The sequence below is a fragment of the Pseudomonas entomophila genome, assembly GCF_018417595.1.
GTDB lineage: Bacteria > Pseudomonadota > Gammaproteobacteria > Pseudomonadales > Pseudomonadaceae > Aquipseudomonas > Aquipseudomonas entomophila_C.
The window spans coordinates 4,150,267-4,169,477 of record NZ_CP070982.1; the positions used below are offsets into that span (position 1 = coordinate 4,150,267).

At 64.2% G+C, this 19,211-nt stretch carries 20 protein-coding genes; all 20 read right to left on the reverse strand.

Annotated features, from left to right (window positions below; genetic code table 11):
* Window positions 1–44: 44 nt before the first annotated feature.
* The 20 genes from motD to JYG34_RS18100 all read right to left on the reverse strand — a co-directional run bounded on the left by motD (window position 45) and on the right by JYG34_RS18100 (window position 19,185).
* Window positions 45–902 carry a flagellar motor protein MotD gene (motD, locus tag JYG34_RS18005; RefSeq protein ID WP_213657705.1) on the reverse strand — a complete coding sequence of 286 codons (858 nt, stop codon included), beginning with the start codon at window positions 900–902 and terminating at the stop codon, window positions 45–47.
* A 3-nt stretch (window positions 903–905) separates the two neighbouring features.
* Window positions 906–1,646, reverse strand: a complete 741-nt coding sequence (locus JYG34_RS18010) for a flagellar motor protein (protein WP_011534884.1) — start codon at window positions 1,644–1,646, stop codon at window positions 906–908.
* Window positions 1,646–2,770 carry a protein-glutamate methylesterase/protein-glutamine glutaminase gene (locus tag JYG34_RS18015; RefSeq protein ID WP_213657706.1) on the reverse strand — a complete coding sequence of 375 codons (1,125 nt, stop codon included), beginning with the start codon at window positions 2,768–2,770 and terminating at the stop codon, window positions 1,646–1,648. The genes JYG34_RS18010 and JYG34_RS18015 overlap by 1 nt, the downstream gene beginning before the upstream one ends.
* Before the next feature lie 45 nt (window positions 2,771–2,815).
* Window positions 2,816–5,035: a chemotaxis protein CheA gene (locus tag JYG34_RS18020; RefSeq protein ID WP_213657707.1), complete on the reverse strand. Its 2,220-nt coding sequence runs from the start codon at window positions 5,033–5,035 to the stop codon at window positions 2,816–2,818.
* 12 nt (window positions 5,036–5,047) lie between these two features.
* Window positions 5,048–5,836 (reverse strand): protein phosphatase CheZ, encoded by a 789-nt coding sequence (locus JYG34_RS18025; protein WP_011534887.1) that lies wholly within the window; start codon window positions 5,834–5,836, stop codon window positions 5,048–5,050.
* Between the two features lie 18 nt (window positions 5,837–5,854).
* Complete coding sequence (locus JYG34_RS18030; RefSeq protein ID WP_011534888.1) at window positions 5,855–6,229, reverse strand: chemotaxis response regulator CheY; 375 nt, start codon at window positions 6,227–6,229, stop codon at window positions 5,855–5,857.
* A 105-nt stretch (window positions 6,230–6,334) separates the two neighbouring features.
* Window positions 6,335–7,075 (reverse strand): RNA polymerase sigma factor FliA, encoded by a 741-nt coding sequence (fliA, locus tag JYG34_RS18035; protein ID WP_011534889.1) that lies wholly within the window; start codon window positions 7,073–7,075, stop codon window positions 6,335–6,337.
* Complete coding sequence (gene fleN, locus JYG34_RS18040) at window positions 7,072–7,905, reverse strand: flagellar synthesis regulator FleN (RefSeq protein WP_011534890.1); 834 nt, start codon at window positions 7,903–7,905, stop codon at window positions 7,072–7,074. The genes fliA and fleN overlap by 4 nt, the downstream gene beginning before the upstream one ends.
* A gap of 114 nt (window positions 7,906–8,019) precedes the next feature.
* Window positions 8,020–9,330, reverse strand: coding sequence for a flagellar biosynthesis protein FlhF (flhF, locus tag JYG34_RS18045; RefSeq protein ID WP_213657708.1), 1,311 nt, complete (start codon window positions 9,328–9,330; stop codon window positions 8,020–8,022).
* Between the two features lie 11 nt (window positions 9,331–9,341).
* Window positions 9,342–11,471, reverse strand: coding sequence for a flagellar biosynthesis protein FlhA (gene flhA, locus JYG34_RS18050; protein ID WP_213657709.1), 2,130 nt, complete (start codon window positions 11,469–11,471; stop codon window positions 9,342–9,344).
* Window positions 11,472–11,815: 344 nt separating this feature from the next.
* Window positions 11,816–12,958, reverse strand: a complete 1,143-nt coding sequence (gene flhB, locus JYG34_RS18055) for a flagellar biosynthesis protein FlhB (RefSeq protein ID WP_213657710.1) — start codon at window positions 12,956–12,958, stop codon at window positions 11,816–11,818.
* A gap of 2 nt (window positions 12,959–12,960) precedes the next feature.
* Window positions 12,961–13,737, reverse strand: coding sequence for a flagellar biosynthetic protein FliR (gene fliR, locus JYG34_RS18060; RefSeq protein WP_011534894.1), 777 nt, complete (start codon window positions 13,735–13,737; stop codon window positions 12,961–12,963).
* A 7-nt stretch (window positions 13,738–13,744) separates the two neighbouring features.
* Window positions 13,745–14,014 (reverse strand): flagellar biosynthesis protein FliQ, encoded by a 270-nt coding sequence (fliQ, locus tag JYG34_RS18065; RefSeq protein WP_011534895.1) that lies wholly within the window; start codon window positions 14,012–14,014, stop codon window positions 13,745–13,747.
* 21 nt (window positions 14,015–14,035) lie between these two features.
* Complete coding sequence (fliP, locus tag JYG34_RS18070) at window positions 14,036–14,788, reverse strand: flagellar type III secretion system pore protein FliP (RefSeq protein ID WP_213661214.1); 753 nt, start codon at window positions 14,786–14,788, stop codon at window positions 14,036–14,038.
* A 2-nt stretch (window positions 14,789–14,790) separates the two neighbouring features.
* Complete coding sequence (gene fliO / locus JYG34_RS18075) at window positions 14,791–15,240, reverse strand: flagellar biosynthetic protein FliO (RefSeq protein ID WP_213657711.1); 450 nt, start codon at window positions 15,238–15,240, stop codon at window positions 14,791–14,793.
* Window positions 15,241–15,705, reverse strand: coding sequence for a flagellar motor switch protein FliN (fliN, locus tag JYG34_RS18080; protein ID WP_213657712.1), 465 nt, complete (start codon window positions 15,703–15,705; stop codon window positions 15,241–15,243).
* A gap of 47 nt (window positions 15,706–15,752) precedes the next feature.
* A complete protein-coding gene (gene fliM / locus JYG34_RS18085) occupies window positions 15,753–16,721 on the reverse strand; it encodes a flagellar motor switch protein FliM (protein WP_011534899.1) in 969 nt (322 codons plus the stop codon).
* A 10-nt stretch (window positions 16,722–16,731) separates the two neighbouring features.
* Window positions 16,732–17,229, reverse strand: a complete 498-nt coding sequence (fliL, locus tag JYG34_RS18090) for a flagellar basal body-associated protein FliL (protein ID WP_213657713.1) — start codon at window positions 17,227–17,229, stop codon at window positions 16,732–16,734.
* Window positions 17,230–17,407: 178 nt separating this feature from the next.
* Window positions 17,408–18,766 (reverse strand): flagellar hook-length control protein FliK, encoded by a 1,359-nt coding sequence (locus JYG34_RS18095; protein ID WP_213657714.1) that lies wholly within the window; start codon window positions 18,764–18,766, stop codon window positions 17,408–17,410.
* Window positions 18,767–18,837: 71 nt separating this feature from the next.
* Window positions 18,838–19,185: an Hpt domain-containing protein gene (locus JYG34_RS18100; protein ID WP_283811767.1), complete on the reverse strand. Its 348-nt coding sequence runs from the start codon at window positions 19,183–19,185 to the stop codon at window positions 18,838–18,840.
* Between the last annotated feature and the right edge of the window lie 26 nt (window positions 19,186–19,211).

Sequence of the window (19,211 nt, forward strand, 5' to 3'; positions counted from 1 at the left end):
TTGCCGGGAACGGTGTGAAATTCAATGACGGGGTTTTGACGGATTCAGCCCCCGGTCGACGGTGCTGGCGTGGCTGGTGCACTTTGTGTGCCAGCCCGGCGCATGGCGGCATCGGGGGTGGCATTGGCGCTGCCGCTGCCGGTCAGGCTGCGGCGCACCTCGAGGTTGCGCGAGATCACCAGCACCACGCGGCGGTTGCGCGCGCGGCCATCAGCGGTGTCGTTGCCGGCCACCGGCTGGTACTCGCCGTAGCCCACCGAAGCCATGCGCGCCGGGTTGACCCCTTCCATCGCCAGCAGGCGAACGATGCTCGCCGCCCGCGCCGACGACAGTTCCCAGTTGGTCGGGTACTGCGCGGTACGGATCGGCAGGTTGTCGGTGAAGCCCTCGACGTGCACCGGGTTGGCGAACGGCTTGAGAATCTTCGCCACCTTCTCGATGATCTCGAAGGCCACGTCGCTGGGCATGGCGTCGGCGCTGGCGAACAGCAGCGAGGAGTTGAGTTCGATCTCCACCCACAACTCGTTGCCGCGCACGGTCATCTGGTTGGACTTGATCAGGTCGCCGAACGCGTCGCGGACATCGTCGGTGATGGTCTTCAGCGGGTCGACGCTGGTTTGCGCCAGGCCCGCGTCGGTCTGCTCGCTATCCTTGATCAGCGGCTCGGCCGGCTTGACGCTCAGCGGTCGCTCGTCACCGATGGGGATCGGCTTCATACTGCGCTCAGGGTCGTTGAACACGCCGATCAGCGCCTGGGAGATCTGCTTGTACTTGCCCTCGTTGATCGACGAGATCGAGTACATGACCACGAAAAAGGCGAACAGCAAGGTAATGAAGTCGGCGTACGACACCAGCCAACGCTCGTGGTTCTCGTGCTCTTCGGTTTTACGACGGCGGGCCATGGCTTACTCCATGAAGCCTTGCAGCTTCAGCTCGATCGAGCGCGGGTTCTCGCCTTCGGCGATCGACAGCAGGCCTTCGAGCAGCATCTCACGGTAACGCGACTGGCGCAGGGTGACCGCCTTGAGCTTGTTGGCGATCGGCAACAGGATCAGGTTGGCGCTGGCCACACCGTAGATGGTGGCGACGAAGGCCACGGCGATGCCGTTGCCCAGCTGCGAAGGGTCGGCCAGGTTGCCCATCACATGGATCAGGCCCATCACCGCACCGATGATACCGATGGTCGGCGCATAGCCGCCCATGCTCTCGAACACCTTGGCCGCCTGGATGTCTCGGGCTTCCTGGGTCAGGAAGTCGACTTCGAGGATGCTGCGGATGGCTTCCGGCTCGGCACCGTCCACCAGCAGTTGCAGGCCCTTGCGCGCATACGGATCAGGCTCGGCATCGGCGACGCCTTCCAGGCCCAGCAGGCCTTCCTTGCGCGCCGTCAGGCTCCAGTTCACCACGCGGTCGATGCCGCCGGCGAGGTCGACCCGTGGCGGGAAGAAGATCCAGCGCACGATCTGCAGCGCGCGCTTGAACGACGACAGCGGCGACTGCAGCAACGCCGCGGCCAGTGTGCCGCCCAGCACGATCAGGGCTGCCGGGCCGTTGATCAAGGCACCGGCGTGGCCACCCTCGAGGAAGTTGCCGCCGACGATGGCGACGAACGCGAGGATCAGGCCGATCAGGCTCAAGACATCCATCAGACGCACGCCTCGACCAGGTGCTTGCCGATCTCGTCCAGGCTGTACACGGCATCGGCCAGGTTGGCCTTGACGATGGCCATGGGCATGCCATAGATCACGCAGCTGGCTTCATCCTGTGCCCACACGGTGCTGCCGCCCTGCTTGAGCAGGCGCGCGCCTTCGCGGCCATCGGCGCCCATGCCGGTGAGGACCACCGACAGCACCTTGTCGCCATAGGATTTGGCGGCGGAACCGAAAGTGATGTCGACACAAGGTTTGTAGTTCAGGCGCTCGTCACCCGGCAGGATCTTCACCGTGCCACGGCCGTCGACCATCATCTGCTTGCCACCCGGGGCCAGCAGCGCCAGGCCTGGGCGCAACACGTCGCCGTCCTCGGCCTCCTTGACGCTGATCTTGCACAGCTTGTCCAGGCGCTCGGCGAAGGCCTTGGTGAAAGCCGCTGGCATGTGCTGGATGAGCACGATCGGCGCCGGGAAGCCGGCGGGCAGTTGGGTGAGCACGCGTTGCAGCGCCACCGGGCCACCGGTGGACGTGCCGATGGCGACCAGCTTGTACGGCTTGCGCTTGGGCGCCGGCGAATGCGCGGCGGCCGGGGCTGCGGCACGGGCCGGGACGGCAGCGCGCACAGGGGCGCTGCTGCTGAAACTGCTGGCCGGGGCATGGCTGCTGGCCGGTGCCGGCGCGGCGGCGGGCGCCGGGCTGGAATAGGCACTGAAGCGACGGTTGCTGCGGGAAATGGTGTGAACCTTTTCACACAGCAGCTGCTTGACCTTCTCCGGATTGCGCGAGATATCCTCGAAGTTCTTCGGCAGGTAGTCGACCGCGCCGGCATCCAGGGCGTCGAGGGTGACGCGGGCGCCTTCGTGGGTCAGCGAGGAGAACATCAGGACCGGCGTCGGGCAGCGTTGCATGATGTGCCGCACCGCGGTGATGCCATCCATCATGGGCATTTCATAGTCCATGGTGATGACATCGGGTTTGAGCGCCAGCGCCTGGTCGATCGCTTCCTTGCCGTTGGTCGCGGTACCCACGACCTGGATCGTCGGGTCCGCCGAGAGAATTTCCGAGACACGGCGGCGGAAGAAACCGGAATCATCCACCACCAGGACCTTGACTGCCATAAACACTCCATTAGGTGGCGCACCCGCCAGGGCGCGCCACCGAAATCAAATACGCCGGGCGGCGTAACGCTTGAGCATGCTCGGAACGTCGAGGATCAGCGCGATACGACCGTCGCCGGTGATGGTCGCGCCGGACATGCCTGGCGTGCCCTGCAGCATCTTGCCCAACGGTTTGATCACTACTTCTTCCTGGCCGACCAGTTGGTCGACCACGAAACCGATGCGCTGGGTGCCGACCGACAGGATCACCACGTGACCTTCATGCTGCTCTTCGTGCTCGTGGTCCTGGACCAGCCAGCGCTTGAGGTAGAACAGCGGCAGCGCCTTGTCGCGCACGATCACCACTTCCTGGCCGTCGACCACATTGGTGCGCGACAGGTCGAGGTGGAAGATCTCGTTGACGTTGACCAGCGGGAAGGCGAACGCCTGGTTGGCCAGCATCACCATCAGCGTCGGCATGATCGCCAGGGTCAGCGGCACCTTGATGACGATCTTCGAGCCCTGGCCCTTGGCCGAGAAGATGTTGATCGAGCCGTTGAGTTGCGAGATCTTGGTCTTCACCACGTCCATGCCCACGCCGCGGCCGGACACGTCGGAAATCTCGGTCTTGGTCGAGAAGCCCGGGGCGAAGATCAGGTTGTAGCAGTCCGACTCGCTCAGGCGGTCGGCCGCATCCTTGTCCATCAGGCCCTTTTCCACGGCCTTGGCGCGCAGGATGCTCGGGTCCATGCCCTTGCCGTCGTCGGAGATCGACAGCAGGATATGGTCGCCTTCCTGTTCGGCGGACAGCACCACCCGGCCCATGCGCGACTTGCCCGAAGCTTCGCGCTCGTCCGGCATCTCGACGCCATGGTCGACGGCGTTGCGCACCAAGTGCACCAACGGGTCGGCCAGCGCCTCGACCAGGTTCTTGTCCAGGTCGGTCTCTTCGCCGACCAGCTCCAGGTTGATCTCTTTCTTCAACTGGCGGGCCAGGTCGCGAACCAGGCGCGGGAAGCGCCCGAAGACCTTCTTGATCGGCTGCATGCGGGTCTTCATGACCGCGGTCTGCAGGTCGGCGGTGACCACGTCGAGGTTGGACACAGCCTTGGACATGGCTTCGTCGCCGCTGTTGAGCCCCAGGCGCACCAGGCGGTTACGCACCAGCACCAGTTCGCCGACCATGTTCATGATCTCGTCCAGGCGCGCGGTATCGACCCGCACCGTGGTTTCCGCTTCGCTGGCACCGTGCTTTTCGGCGGCGGGTGCGGCGGCACGGGCTGGGGCGGCTGGCGCGGCCGGGGCGGCCGGCTTGGCGGCAGCAGCAGGGGCTGCAACCGGCGCCGGCTTGGCCACAGGCTTGGCTTCCACCTTAGTGGCGGCAGGCGCGGCTATGGTAGCGGCAGGCGCTTCACTGGCGACGGCGTCGCCCGAGAATTTGCCCTTGCCGTGCAACTGGTCCAGCAACGCTTCGAATTCGTGTTCGCTGATGTCATCGCTGGCCGGCGCGGCCGAAGCCGCAGGCGCGGCGGCAGCCGGCAAGGCGTCCACGGCGAAGGTGCCCTTGCCGTGCAACTGGTCGAGCAGCGACTCGAATTCGTCGTCGGTGATTTCGTCGCTGGCAGGTGCAGCGGCAGGCGCAGGCGCGCTCGACGCGGCTTCCGCCGAGAACTGGCCCTTGCCATGCAACTGGTCGAGCAGCGACTCGAACTCGGCGTCAGTGATCTCGTCACCGCCGGTACCGACCGCTTCGCCCTGCAGTTGCTCATGGACCTCGGCTTGCGCCTTGACCGCATCGAGCGAGTCGAGCAGTTGCTCGAATTCGGTGTCGGTGATGTCCGGCTCGGCTTCGGCTTGCGGGGCGGCCTCGACGACCGGCGCCGGGGCGGGCGCGCCACCTGGCTCGGCCAGGCGCGACAGTGCCGCCAGCAGTTCCGGCGTGGCCGGGGTGATGTCCGAACGCTCGCGGACCTGGCTGAACATGCTGTTGACCGTGTCGAGGGCCTCGAGCACCACGTCCATCAGTTCCGCGTCGACCCGGCGCTCACCTTTGCGCAGGATGTCGAACACGTTCTCGGCGATATGGCAGCACTCCACCAGCTCGTTGAGCTGAAGGAAGCCGGCGCCCCCTTTTACAGTGTGGAAACCGCGGAAAATCGCATTGAGCAGGTCCGCGTCATCGGGCCGGCTTTCCAGCTCGACCAGTTGCTCGGACAGTAGCTCGAGGATTTCGCCGGCTTCTACCAGGAAATCCTGAAGGATTTCTTCATCGGCGCCGAAGCTCATTAAACGTGCTCCTTAAAAACCCAGGCTGGATAGCAGATCGTCGACATCGTCCTGACCGGACACGACGTCTTCACGCTTATCGGCATGAATCTGCGGACCTTCACCCCGAGTCGGATGTTTTTCTTGATCTTTTTCAGCACGCAGCTGCTGGTGGTCATGTTCGATACCGGCAAAGCGGTCGACCTGGCTTGCCATCAGCACGAGCTTGAGCAGATTGCTTTCGACTTCGGTGACCAGCGTGGTCACCCGCTTGATCACCTGCCCGGTCAGGTCTTGATAGTCCTGGGCCAGCAGAATGTCGTTGAGGTGGCCGGCGACCTTGCGATTGCCTTCGGCGCTGTGCGTCAGGAAACTGTCGACGCGCTTGACCAGCTCACGGAATTCCGGCGCCGCCACCTCGCGGCGCATGAAGCGTTGCCAGTCGGCGGACAGGTCCTGGGCCTCGCTCGCGAGGTCGTTGAGCACGGGCGTGCTCTCCTCCACCAGGTCCATGGTGCGGTTGGCCGCGCCCTCGGTGAGGCGCACCACGTAGGAGAGGCGCTCGGTGGCATCGGTGATCTGCGAGACTTCCTCGGCCTGCGGCATGGCCGGGTCGATCTGGAAGCTGACGATCGCACTGTGCAGTTCACGGGTGAGCTTGCCGACTTCCTGATACAGGCCACGGTCGCGGGTCTGGTTCAGCTGGTGAATCAGCTGCACCGCCTCGCCGAACCGGCCGCGCTCGAGGCTCTCGACCAGTTCCTGGGCATGCTTCTTCAGGGTTGATTCGAACTCACCCAGAGAGTTGTTCTGTGACTCCATGGCGCCCCCTGACGTGACTCAGCCGTTGACGCGTTCGAAGATCTTCTCGATCTTTTCTTTGAGCACCTGGGCGGTGAATGGCTTGACCACATAGCCGTTGACCCCGGCCTGGGCCGCTTCGATGATCTGGTCGCGCTTGGCTTCGGCGGTCACCATCAGCACCGGCATCCCCTTGAGGCGGTCGTGTGCCCGCACCTTGCGCAGCAGGTCGATACCGGACATGCCCGGCATGTTCCAGTCGGTCACCAGGAAGTCGTAGTGACCGTTCTCCAGCATCGGCAGCGCCGTGGTGCCATCGTCGGCCTCCTCGGTGTTGGTGAAGCCCAGGTCACGCAACAGGTTCTTGATGATCCGCCGCATCGTCGAAAAGTCGTCAACGATGAGGATTTTCATGTCTTTGTTCAATTAGACCTCCAAGCAGTCTTAAACGCGCTCGGCGCCGAGCGCGCAGTCAATCAATTCGGCACCACAAAAAAAACGACTGCATCGAACCTGGGTTCAACGCGCCCGCCACTCACCCAACCGGCTGCGCAGACGTGCCGCACACTGGCTGTGCAACTGGCTGACACGCGACTCGCTGACCCCCAGCACCTCGCCGATTTCCTTGAGGTTCAGCTCTTCGTCGTAGTACAGCGCCAGGACCAGGCGCTCGCGCTCCGGCAGGTTGGCGATCGCATCGGCCAGGGCGGACTGGAAGCGCTCGTCCTCCAGGTCCCGCGATGGCTCCAGCTGGCCGCTGGCTCCGTCCTCGTGCAGCCCTTCGTGTTCGCCGTCCTGCAGCAGGTCGTCGAAACTGAACAGGCGGCTGCCCAAGGTGTCATTCAGAATCCCGTAGTAATCATCGAGACTCAATTGGAGTTCGGCAGCAACCTCGTGATCTTTAGCGTCGCGACCGGTTCTTGCTTCAACCGAGCGAATTGCGTCACTGACCATGCGCGTGTTGCGGTGCACCGAGCGTGGTGCCCAGTCCCCCTTGCGCACCTCGTCGAGCATGGCGCCGCGGATGCGGATACCGGCATAGGTTTCGAAGCTCGCGCCCTTGCTGGCGTCGTATTTGTTGGCGACTTCCAGCAAGCCGATCATGCCGGCCTGGATCAGGTCCTCGACCTGCACGTTGGCCGGCAGGCGTGCCAGCAGGTGGTAGGCGATGCGCTTGACCAGCGGCGCGTAGCGTTCGACCAGCTCGTACTGGGCGTCTTTCGCCGCCTTGCTGTACATCTTGAAACCGCTCGCGTTCATAGCACTGGCCCCGCGCTGGTGGGCTGCACCAGACGCTCGACGAAAAACTCCAGGTGTCCGCGCGGGTTGGCAGGCAGCGGCCAGCTATCGACCTTCTGCGCAATGGCCTTGAAGGCCAGCGCGCACTTGGACCGTGGGAAGGCCTCGTAGACCGCCCGCTGCTTCTGCACCGCCTTGCGCACACATTCGTCGTAAGGCACGGCGCCGACGTATTGTAGGGCGACGTCGAGGAAGCGATCCGTGACCTTGGTCAATTTGGCAAACAGGTTGCGCCCTTCCTGCGGGCTCTGCGCCATGTTGGCCAGCACGCGGAAACGATTCATGCCGTAATCGCGGTTGAGCAGTTTGATCAGGGCGTAGGCGTCGGTGATCGAGGTAGGCTCGTCGCAGACCACCAGCAGCACTTCCTGCGCGGCGCGGACAAAACTGACTACCGAGTCACCAATACCCGCAGCGGTGTCGATCACCAGCACGTCGAGGTTGTCGCCGATCTCGCTGAACGCCTGGATCAGGCCAGCATGCTGGGCCGGCGCCAGGTGCACCATGCTCTGGGTGCCGGAAGCGGCCGGCACGATGCGCACACCGCCCGGCCCCTGCAGCAGCACGTCGCGCAGCTCGCAGCGCCCTTCGATGACGTCGGCCAGGGTGTGCTTGGGCGTCAGGCCCAGCAGAACGTCGACATTGGCCAGGCCCAGGTCGGCGTCCAGCAGCATGACCCGACGGCCGAGTTCGGCCAGTGCCAGGGACAGGTTCACTGAAACGTTAGTCTTGCCGACGCCACCTTTGCCACCGGTCACGGCGATCACCTGTACGGGATGCATGCTACCCATGTCTGTTCTTTACCTTGTCTCGCTTGGACCCAGGCCACATGAGGGGCTGAACGCTCAAGGCCACGGACAGGCCGGGCAACCCCATGATGTAGGTACGTTGCACAGTATTCACCCTCAACCCGCTCGCTTGCCGGGGTTGTGGTAGAGATCAGCGAACATGTCGGCCATGGCCTCTTCGCTGGGCTCGTCCTGCATCTGTACGCTTACCGCGCGGCTCACCAGCTGGTGCTTGCGCGGCAATTGCAGGTCGTCAGGAATGCGCGGCCCGTCGGTCAGGTAGGCCACCGGCAATTCATGACTGATGGCCAGGCTCAGCACTTCGCCGAGGCAAGCCGTTTCATCGAGCTTGGTCAGGATGCAACCGGCCAGGCCGCAGCGCTTGTAGCTGTGGTAGGCGGCGGTGAGCACCTGCTTCTGGCTGGTGGTTGCCAGCACCAGGTAGTTCTTGGCGGCGATGCCGCGCCCGGCCAGTGTCTCCAGCTGCATGCGCAGCGCCGGGTCGCTGGCCTGCAGGCCAGCGGTGTCGATCAGCACCACGCGCTTGCGCAGCAGGGGTTCGAGGGCCTGGGCCAGCGACTCGCCCGGGTCGACGTAGGTGACCGGCACGTTGAGGATGCGCCCAAGGGTCTTGAGCTGCTCCTGGGCACCGATGCGATAGCTGTCCATGCTGACCAGCGCCAGGTTGTTCGCGCCGTACTTGAGTACATAGCGGGCGGCCAGCTTGGCCAGCGTGGTGGTCTTGCCCATGCCGGCCGGGCCGACCATGGCGATCACCCCGCCCTCCTCGATCGGCTCGATCTCGGGCACGTCGATCATCCGCGCCAGGTGCGCCAGGACCATGCGCCAGGCTTGGCGCGGTTCTTCGATTTCCGCCGTGAGCTCGAGCAGTTCGCGCGCCAGGCCACCGGACAGGCCCAGGCGCTGCAAGCGACGCCAGAGATTGGCCTGTTGTGGCTTGCTGCCTTGCAGCTGGCTCCAGGCCAGCGAGCCGAGTTGCACTTCAAGCAGCTCGCGCAGGCCGGTCAGCTCGAAGCGCATGGCGTCGAACAGGCGCGGGTCCACCGCCGGCTGCGCGGGCGCGGCGACTGGCGCCGGCTCATCGACATGAGGCTCGACCAGCGGCTCGGAGGCCGTCAGCGACTGGCCGGCGAACAGCTGGCGATTACCCTCGCCCAGCTCACTGCGGTCATTGATTTGCGCCTGGGCGGTGACGATGCGCGACTGCGTCTTGCGCAACTCGTCCTCGAGCTCGGCGTTGGGTACGCGGGGGGCCAGGGCGGACAGCTTGTAGTCCAGCGCGGCCGTCAACTCGACACCGCCAGCGATGCGCCGGTTGCCGATGATGGCGGCGTCGGAGCCGAGCTCATCCCGGACCAGCTTCATGGCCTGACGCATATCGGCGGCGAAAAAACGCTTAACTTGCATAACCCACTACCTCAGCCATTTGGGCCCACGGTGGCAACGATGGTGACTTGCTTGTTGTCAGGTATTTCCTGATACGCCAAAACATGCAAATTCGGTACAGCCAGGCGGCCGAAGCGCGACAGCATGGCCCGGATCGGGCCGGCCACCAGGAGGATGGCCGGCTGGCCCTGCATTTCCTGACGCTGGGCTGCCTCGATCAACGAACGCTGAAGCTTTTCGGCCATGCTGGGTTCAAGAAGAACACCATCTTCCTGACCCTGCCCGGCCCTTTGCAGACTATTGAGCAAGATCTGTTCCAACCTTGGCTCAAGGGTGATCACAGGCAGCTCGGACTCAACGCCGACAATGCTTTGCACGATGGCGCGACACAATCCGACCCGCACCACCGCCACCAGCGCGGCGGTATCTTGACTCTTCGCTGCGTTGTTGGCGATGGCTTCGGCAATGCTGCGGATGTCACGCACCGGCACTTGCTCGGCAAGCAACGCCTGCAGGACCTTGAGCAGGCCCGACAAGGAAATGACACCCGGCACCACCTCTTCAGCCAGTTTCGGCGAGACCTTGGCCAGCACCTGCAGCAGCTGCTGGACTTCCTCGTGGCCGATCAGCTCATGGCAGTGCTTCTGCAGGATCTGGTTCAAGTGCGTGGCGACCACCGTGCTGGCATCCACCACCGTATAGCCCAGCGACTGCGCCTGCGCACGCTGGGCGATATCGATCCATACCGCTTCCAGGCCGAACGCCGGATCGCGGGCGGCAATACCGTTGAGGGAACCGAACACCTGCCCGGGGTTGATCGCCAGCTCGCGGTCGGGGTAGATCTCCGCCTCGGCGAGGATCACCCCCATCAGCGTCAGCCGATAGGCGCTGGGTTGCAAGTCGAGGTTGTCGCGGATGTGCACGGTGGGCATGAGGAAGCCCAGGTCTTGCGAAAGCTTCTTGCGCACCCCTTTGATTCGCGCCAGCAATTGGCCACCCTGGTTGCGGTCGACCAGCGGAATCAAGCGATAGCCCACTTCCAGGCCGATCATGTCGATGGGGGTGACGTCATCCCAGCCCAGCTCCTTGGTTTCCAGCGCGCGCTGCGGCGATGGCAGCAAGTCTTGCTGACGCTGAAGCTCCTGAGCGGCCTCGACCTTGGCCTTCTGCTGCTTCTTCCACACCAGGTAGGCGCCACCGGCAGCCAGCAGGCCAAGGCTGAGGAAGGCAATGTGCGGCATGCCCGGCACCAGGCCCATGACGATCATCAGGCCGGCGGACACCGCCAGGGCCTTGGGCGAATCGAACATCTGCCGGTTGATCAGCTTGCCCATGTCCTCGGAGCCCGAGGCACGGGTGACCATGATCGCGGCGGCGGTGGACAGCAGCAGTGATGGCAATTGCGCCACCAAACCGTCACCGATGGTCAACAGGGCGTAGACCTTGCCGGCATCGGCAAAGGACATGTTGTGCTGCAGCATGCCGATGAGCATGCCGCCGATGAGGTTGATGAACAGGATCAGCAGGCCGGCGATGGCGTCGCCACGGACGAACTTGCTGGCACCGTCCATCGAGCCGTAGAACTCGGCTTCCTGGGCGACTTCGGCACGGCGGGCCTTGGCCTGGGCCTGGTCGATCAGGCCGGCGTTGAGGTCGGCGTCGATGGCCATCTGCTTGCCGGGCATGGCGTCGAGGGTGAAGCGCGCGCTCACTTCAGAGATACGCCCGGCACCCTTGGTCACGACCACGAAGTTGATGATCATGAGGATGGCGAACACCACCGCACCCACGACATAGTTGCCGCCGATCACCACCTCGCCGAAGGCCTGGATCACCTTGCCCGCGGCGCCATGGCCTTCCTGGCCGTGGAGCATCACCACGCGGGTGGAGGCGACGTTCAGCGCCAGGCGCAGCAGCGTGGCGACCAGCAGGATGGTGGGGAAGGCGGCGAAGTCGAGCGGGCGCAGGGCGTAGACGCAGACCAGCAGGACCACGATCGACAGGGCGATGTTGAAGGTGAAGAAGACGTCGAGCAGGAACGGCGGGATCGGCAACATCATCATTGCCAGCATCACCAGCAGCAGCAGCGGCACGCCGAGGTTGCCCCGGCCGAGACCGGCCAGGTTGTTGCGGGCGTTGCTGATTAACTGAGTGCGATCCACCGCGAGTCCTCTTCAAGCAAAAACTTTGACGCCTGCGTGGCGCCTGGCGCTGCCTTTGCAAGAAGCCTTCCAACTTTTTTGGGGGTGGGGATATTTTGCGGGCGGGGGGCTTGGAGTCGGGTGTTGGCGGCCAGGAGCCAGGCGATGTTTTTGCAGGGATCTTGAGATCGAGCGCCGCCCGCGCGGCGCATCGCGGATGAATCCGCTCCTACATCGGTTGCAACGTGCCTATGCCTGACTGGCCATGGTTGCCTGCCCGGTGTGTACGACGCGGTTTATCGACCGCCTGTAGGAGCGGATTCATCCGCGATGCACCGCGCAGGCGGTGCCCGAGCCGGCCAACCTCAGCTATCGCGCCGCAAATCCTCGGGAATCGGCAGATCTTTCTTCAACGGCTCCGGCGCCTTGCCCTTGCCCGCCCGGTACTGGCGAATCTGGAACACATAGGCTAACACCTGCGCCACCGCCAGGTACAACCCCGCCGGAATCTCCTCTTCCAGCTCGGTGGAATAGTAGATAGCCCGCGCCAGCGCCGGCGACTCGAGGATCTGCACCTTGTGCTCGACCCCAATCTCACGCATCTTCAGCGCCAGGAAGTCGGTCCCCTTGGCCAGCAGCAACGGCGCCGCCCCACCCTTCTCCGGGTCGTACTGCAACGCCACCGCATAGTGCGTCGGGTTGGTGATGATCACGTCGGCCTCGGGCACCGCCGCCATCATGCGACGCTGCGAAGCCTCCCGCTGCAGCTGGCGAATACGCTGCTTCACTTCAGGCTTGCCTTCGGAGTCCTTGTACTCGTCACGCACTTCCTGCTTGGTCATCTTCAGTTTCTTGTGCGCCTGCCAAAGCTGGAACGGTACGTCCGCCGCTGCAATCAACAGCAAACCGGCCGCCATCCACAAGGCACTCCAGCCCACCACCTGCACGGCATGGATGACCGCCTGCTCCAGAGGCTCGTTGGCAATCGACAGCAAGGCCTGGCGGTCACTGGCCAGGACCACCAGCGCAACCACCAGGATGACCAGGAACTTGGCGACGGCCTTGAGCAGTTCGGTCAGCGCATGCAGGGAAAACATGCGCTTGATCCCCGACAACGGGTTCATCCGGCTGAACTTGGGCTGCAGCAGGCTACCCGAAAACAGGAAACCACCCAGGGCGATGGGCGCGACAAAGGAAATCACGAACAGCAGGATCATCACCGGCTGCAGCGACCAGATCGCCATCTTCCCCGACGCCAGCAGGAACGCGCCCATGCTGCGTTCGTCCACGATCACCTCACGGGTGAGGGTGAAGTTGGTACGCATCAGCGTCATCAACGTTTCGGCCATCTGCCCACCGAACGCCAGCAGCCCGCCAGCACCCGCAAGCGTCACCGCCACCGTGTTCAGCTCCTTGGACCGGGCGATCTCACCTTTCTCGCGGGCGTCGCGCTTGCGCTTGTCGGTGGGCTCTTCCGTCTTGTCCTGACCGCTTTCGCTCTCCGCCATGCTCAGCGCGCTCGTGCCAGTTCACGCAGCCACTGCAGCGCTTCGCTGGCCAGTGCCTGGTAATGGGAAAGAATATCGGCCAGGCCGACCCAGAAGATGCCGAGCCCCAGCACCAGGGTCAGCGGGAAACCGATGGAAAAGATGTTCAACTGCGGCGCCGCCCGCGTCATCACGCCAAACGCGACGTTGACCACCAGCAGCGCGGCGATCGCCGGCAGGATCAGCAGCAGCCCCGCCCCCAGCACCCAGCTCAGGCGCCCGGCCATCTCCCAGAAATGATTGACCACCAGCGCATTGCCCACCGGTAGGGTGGTGAAGCTCTCAGTGAGGATCTCGAATGCCACCAGGTGGCCGTTCATCACCAGGAACAGCACGCTCACCAGCATGGTCATGAACTGGCTGACCACCGCGACGTTGACGCCGTTGGCCGGGTCGACCATCGACGCGAAGGCCATGCCCATCTGCACCGCGACGATCTGACCCGCCACCACGAAGGCCTGGAACAGCAACTGCAGGGAGAAACCGAACAACGCACCGACGATGATCTGCTCCCCGCACAGCAGCACACCGCGCAGGCTCAGCGGGTCGATCTCGGGAAGCGGCGGCAGGCCCGGCACGATCACCACGGTGATGGCCACGGCGGCATACAGGCGCACCCGCGCCGGCAGCATTTTTGTGCCGAAGATCGGCATGGTCATCAACAACGCCGTCACCCTGAACAACGGCAGGATGAAGGTGGCGACCCAGGTACCGATCTGCGTGTCGGTCAGTTCGAGCATCGCAGCATCAACCGATCAGCTGTGGAATGCTGGTGTACAAGCCGATGAAGTACTCCATGAACTTCTGCACCAGCCACGGCCCGGCGACGATCAGTGTGATCAGCATCACCAGCAGGCGCGGCAGGAAGCTCAGGGTCTGCTCGTTGATCTGGGTGGCGGCCTGGAACATGGCCACCACCAGGCCCACCAGCAAGCTCGGCACAACCAGCACGGCCACCATCAGGGTGGTCAGCCACAAGGCGTTGCGGAACAGGTCGACTGCAACTTCAGGTGTCATGCAAAACCCTCCTGGATGGCGTCAGACGCCACCGAAACTGCCGGCCAGGGTGCCCATGATCAGCGCCCAGCCATCGACCAGCACGAACAGCATGATCTTGAACGGCAACGAGATGATCAGCGGCGACAGCATCATCATACCCATCGCCATCAGCACACTGGCGACCACCATGTCGATGATCAGGAACGGGATGAAGATCATGAAGCCGATCTGGAACGCGGTCTTGAGCTCCGAGGTGACGAACGCCGGCACCAGGATGGTCAGCGGCACCTGGTCGGGCCCGGCGATGTCGGTGCGCTTGGACAGGCGCATGAACAGGTCGAGGTCGCTCTGCCGGGTCTGCGCCAGCATGAAGTCCTTGAGCGGCCCCTGGGCCTTGTCGATGGCCTGCTGGGCCGTCATCTGCTCGGCCAGGTAAGGCTGGATGGCATCCTTGTTCACCCGCTCGAAGACCGGCGCCATGATGAACATGGTCAGGAACAGCGCCATGCCCGTGAGCACCTGGTTCGACGGCGTCTGCTGCAGGCCCAGGGCCTGGCGCAGGATGGAGAAGACGATGATGATCCGGGTGAAGCTGGTCATCAGGATGACGAACGCCGGAATGAAGCTCAGCGCCGTCATGATCAGCAGGATCTGCAGGCTGACCGAGTACTCCTGCTGCCCGTCCGCGCCACTGGACAAGGTGATGGCCGGAATCGACAGCGGGTCGGCGGCCAGGGCCAGCGGCGCGGCCAGCAGCAGCGCCAGGGTCAACAGCATGCGCAGGGCGCCCATCATCACTTCTTGTCCTTATGATCCTTGCCCATCAGCTCGAGCAGCCGCTGGGCGAATTCCGGCGCTGCCTGGCGCGCGCCGGCGGGCACCTCGACCGGCTCGGCGAGCACGTGCAAGGCTTCGATGCTGCCGGGGGTATGGCCGATCAGGATCTGCTCCTTGCCGACCTGCACCAGCAACAGCCGGTCACGCGGGCCGATGGCACGGCTGCCGACGATCTCGATCACCGGCGCGCCGCGCTGCGCGGTACCCTGCATGCGCCGCAGCAGCCAGGCCAGGAAGAAGATCAGGCCGACCACCAGCAACAGGCCGAAGACCATCTGCGCCAACTGCCCGCTCACGCTGCCCGAGGGCGCTGCCGGCACCACCGGGGTGGCGGGCTCGGCGGCGATCACCGCCTCGCTGGCCAGCAGTGCAGCGAAGGCCGTGGCGGCCCGCACCATGCCCTTCACTCAGCGCAGCTTCTTGATACGTTCGCTGGGGCTGATCACGTCGGTCAGGCGAATGCCGAACTTCTCGTTGACCACCACCACCTCGCCGTGGGCGATCAGGGTGCCGTTGACCAGCACGTCCAGCGGCTCGCCGGCCAGGCGGTCGAGCTCGATCACCGAGCCCTGGTTGAGCTGCAGCAGGTTGCGGATGTTGATCTCGGTACTGCCCACTTCCATGGAGATGCTCACCGGAATATCCAGGATCACATCCAGATTGGGGCCTTCGAGACTGACGTTCTCGTTGAGCTTGGGCGAGCTTGCGAACTCTTCCATCGGCAGGCGATCACCACCGACGTGACCGGCGTCACCACCCAGCAGGGCATCGATATCGGCCTGCCCGGCATCGCCGGTTTCTTCGAGGGCCGCAGCCCACTCATCGGCCAGGGCCTGTTCCTCGGGGGAGCTGATCTCGTTTTCGTTAGCCATGATTTCCTCGACAACCTTTCAATACGTTTAGAGCGACCGACGCGCCATCAGCGGCGTTCGATCGGGTCGATGATCTGCAGCGCCAGGGTGCCCTTGTGCGAACCCAGTCGCGCCTTGAACGCCGGCACACCGTTGGCCCGCAGGACCAGGTGCTCGGGCAGCTCCACCGGGATCACGTCACCCGGCTGCATGTGCAGGATGTCGCGCAGCTTGAGCTGGCGACGGGCAACGGTGGCCGACATCGGCACCGCGACGTCCAGCACGTCCTCGCGCAGGGCCTTGACCCAGCGCTCGTCCTGGTCGTCCAGGTCGGACTGGAAACCGGCATCGAGCATCTCGCGCACCGGCTCGATCATCGAGTACGGCATGGTCACGTGCAGGTCGCCGCCACCACCATCGAGCTCGATGTGGAACGTGGAGACCACCACCGCTTCGCTGGGGCCGACGATGTTGGCCATGGCCGGGTTGACCTCGGAGTTGATGTACTCGAAGTTGACCGGCATGATCGCCTGCCACGCCTCCTTGAGGTCGACGAAGCACTGGTCCAGCACCATGCGTACCACGCGCAACTCGGTGGGAGTGAACTCACGCCCTTCGATCTTGGCGTGGCGGCCGTCGCCACCGAAGAAATTGTCCACCAGCTTGAACACCAGCTTGGCGTCGAGGATGAACAGCGCGGTACCGCGCAACGGCTTGATCTTGACCAGGTTGAGGCTGGTGGGCACGTACAGCGAGTGCACGTACTCGCCGAACTTCATCACCTGCACGCCGCCCACGGCCACATCCGCGGAGCGGCGCAGCAGGTTGAACATGCTGATGCGGGTGTAGCGGGCAAAGCGCTCGTTGATCATTTCCAGGGTCGGCATGCGACCCCGCACGATACGGTCCTGACTGGTCAGGTCGTAGCTCTTGATGCTGCCGGGCTCGCCAGCGCTCTCGGTTTGTACCAGACCATCGTCCACCCCATGCAGCAGGGCGTCGATCTCATCCTGGGACAGCAGGTCCTGCACGGCCATCTATGTGCTCCTACTGCAATACGAAATTGGTGAACAGCAGCTGGTCGACGACCGGCCTGCCGACTTCTTTCTGCGCCACTTCCTGAACCACCGCGGTGGCTTTCTGACGCAGCATCTCCTGCCCGACCGGGCTGCTGGCGAGGGTGTCGAAGCCCTGCCCGGAGAACATCATGACCAGGTTGTTACGGATGACCGGCATGTGCACCTTCAACGCTTCCAGGTCTGCCTGGCTACGTCCCTGCATGGTGATGCTCACCTGCATGTAGCGCTGGCGCCCGTTCTGGTTGAAGTTGACCACGAAGGCCGGCGCCAGGGGTTCATAGATCGCCGCCGCCTTGGCGTTGGCCTGGGCCGGATCCACGGCGGGCGCCGACTCGCTCTTGTGCATGAAGAACCAGGTCGCGCCCACCGACAGGCCGACCGCCAGCAGCAAGGCCAGCACCAGCAGCAGGATCAGCTTGAGTTTGCCTTTAGTGGCGGGGTCTTTCACTGCGTCGCTCTTCGCCATGCCAATAATCCGTCGTCCAACAGGGTTTCTAAGTAGGATGACGTGGCTTGAGCAAGTGTTATGCCAGATTTGTCTGCAGGAGCGGCTTTAGCCGCGATCACCCGCACAGCGGGTGTCGGGCACCGCAGCGGCTGCATCGCGGCTGAAGCCGCTCCTACACAGAAGCCCCCTGGCGGGATCAGGCGTAGTAGTCGACCACGCTGTCGCCGATGACGACCTGCTGCTCCACCGGACGGGCGGCGTCGGCCAGCTCACCTGGCTCACCCTCACCGCGCTGGGCGCGACGGGCCGCGACGCCAGAGAGGTTTGAACCCTCCTGCTGCGCCTGCTGCTGTTGCTGCTGACCGCGGGACTGGTCGGCGACACTGACATCAGGCTGGGCCAACCCCTGCTGGGTGAACAATTCGCGCAAACGGTGGGCCTGGCTGTCCAGGGCATCGCGCACGCCCGCGTGACCACTGATGAAGTGGATCTGGGTGGGCTGGTCCGCCGCCACATTGACGCGGATATCCAGGCGCCCGAGCTCGGCAGGCTCAAGCTGGATATCGGCCGACTTGAGGTTCTGGCTGGACAGGTACATGACCCGGTTCACCAGCCCTTCGGCCCAGGCACCCTGGTTCATCTGCAAGGGTTGCTGCAACGGGCTCGGCGTGACAGGCACGGCGTTGGCCGTCTTCGGCGTGGCCGCCTGGGTGAGGCTGGCCAGGCGATTGGCGAAGTCATCCACCCGCGTGTCGCTGCTGGCACTCTTGAGATCCTTGAGGCCGTCGTCGAGCAAGCCGGCAAAGCCTTTTTCACCACGCTCGGATCGACCCGACTCGGCCTCGACCTTCTCGGTCAGGTTCGCCAAGGTATTGACGGGTGCCTGATTGGTTTCCGCCGGCTGCTGACCCTGGTCGGCGCGAGCGCTGCCGGCATGCGCGGAGGTGGTACCGCGCGCCTGGGCATTCTGCTCGAGCGCCAGGCGCAACGTCGGCATATCGGCCAACGGGTCGCCCTCCGGATCGAACGCCGCCTGCGCGGGCGGCTCCTCGACCACAGGGCTTGGGACTGCCGCAGGAGCAGGCGGCAATGGCGGCTGGACCGCAGCCTGCAGCACCGGCGCAACCGCCTCGGCCTGGGCCTGCAACAACTGGGCGCCAGGCTGGGCGTCGGTCACCTGCCCGGCAACCAGGCTGGCATCCAGGAGCGCGGAAGCACCGCTGTCAGCAGCCTCGTCGCTGCCATCGGCAACGGGCGGCTTGTCCGTGGCGGGCAACTTCTTGCCGCCATCGGCAACCGCAGGCGCGGCATTGCCATCCTTGTTGCCGCTGGAGGCGTCGACTTTATCCTTGGGTTTGGCTTGCCCCGAAGCGCCGGGGGAAACCTTGTCATCGCGTGCCGGGGCCGTGTCACGCCCCTGCCGGGCCATGACCTGATCGAAGCCCGCGCCTTGGTCACCCGCCGCCTGCAGCGGTTTGTCGGCCACACTGGCGGCCGGACGCGCTGCCTTGCCCAGAAGGCCGGCTTGCAACAATGGATTGGATGCGACAGGCATTGAAAAGTCTCCGCGCCAGAAACATGAAAATTACGTCCAGGCAAAGACAAGCAAAACTCGCGCCAGCTTTCCTAACCCGCGGAAATCCGTTGTCGCTCGCTGCGATAGAAGCGCTGCACCTCCAGGTATTCCCGGTCGATGCGATTGATCAGGTCTTCGATACCGTACAGCGGCACCTGACGAACGCGATCCTCCAGTTGCTGGCAGAGCGCGGCCAGGCCCACGGCCCCCATGTTGCTGCTGCTGCCCTTGAAGCTGTGTGCCGCCATCCCGAGCTCAGCGGCGTCCTTGGCTTCATGCAGCTGGTTGAGACGTCGCTCGGAGTCCTCGAGGAAGGTTTCCAGCAATTGCGGGTAGCCGTCCTCCATGACCTCCCGAAGGTCATTGAGCACCTTGTGATCGATCTGCACGTCCACCACTTGCTCACTCCTTGATCAAGCTTGCA

Bases quoted from the DNA above. Each gene is read 5' to 3' on its own strand.
- motD (WP_213657705.1), bottom strand. From the start codon at position 902: ATGGCCCGCCGTCGTAAAACCGAAGAGCACGAGAACCACGAGCGTTGG.
- fliM (WP_011534899.1), bottom strand. From the start codon at position 16,721: ATGGCCGTGCAGGACCTGCTGTCCCAGGATGAGATCGACGCCCTGCTG.
- JYG34_RS18025 (WP_011534887.1), bottom strand. From the start codon at position 5,836: ATGGAGTCACAGAACAACTCTCTGGGTGAGTTCGAATCAACCCTGAAG.
- fliR (WP_011534894.1), bottom strand. From the start codon at position 13,737: ATGCTCGAACTGACCGACACGCAGATCGGTACCTGGGTCGCCACCTTC.
- JYG34_RS18030 (WP_011534888.1), bottom strand. From the start codon at position 6,229: ATGAAAATCCTCATCGTTGACGACTTTTCGACGATGCGGCGGATCATC.
- JYG34_RS18015 (WP_213657706.1), bottom strand. From the start codon at position 2,770: ATGGCAGTCAAGGTCCTGGTGGTGGATGATTCCGGTTTCTTCCGCCGC.
- JYG34_RS18020 (WP_213657707.1), bottom strand. From the start codon at position 5,035: ATGAGCTTCGGCGCCGATGAAGAAATCCTTCAGGATTTCCTGGTAGAA.
- fliQ (WP_011534895.1), bottom strand. From the start codon at position 14,014: ATGACACCTGAAGTTGCAGTCGACCTGTTCCGCAACGCCTTGTGGCTG.
- fleN (WP_011534890.1), bottom strand. From the start codon at position 7,905: ATGGGTAGCATGCATCCCGTACAGGTGATCGCCGTGACCGGTGGCAAA.
- fliN (WP_213657712.1), bottom strand. From the start codon at position 15,705: ATGGCTAACGAAAACGAGATCAGCTCCCCCGAGGAACAGGCCCTGGCC.
- flhF (WP_213657708.1), bottom strand. From the start codon at position 9,330: ATGCAAGTTAAGCGTTTTTTCGCCGCCGATATGCGTCAGGCCATGAAG.
- JYG34_RS18095 (WP_213657714.1), bottom strand. From the start codon at position 18,766: ATGCCTGTCGCATCCAATCCATTGTTGCAAGCCGGCCTTCTGGGCAAG.
- fliL (WP_213657713.1), bottom strand. From the start codon at position 17,229: ATGGCGAAGAGCGACGCAGTGAAAGACCCCGCCACTAAAGGCAAACTC.
- fliP (WP_213661214.1), bottom strand. From the start codon at position 14,788: ATGGGCGCCCTGCGCATGCTGTTGACCCTGGCGCTGCTGCTGGCCGCG.
- flhB (WP_213657710.1), bottom strand. From the start codon at position 12,958: ATGGCGGAGAGCGAAAGCGGTCAGGACAAGACGGAAGAGCCCACCGAC.
- fliA (WP_011534889.1), bottom strand. From the start codon at position 7,075: ATGAACGCGAGCGGTTTCAAGATGTACAGCAAGGCGGCGAAAGACGCC.
- JYG34_RS18010 (WP_011534884.1), bottom strand. From the start codon at position 1,646: ATGGATGTCTTGAGCCTGATCGGCCTGATCCTCGCGTTCGTCGCCATC.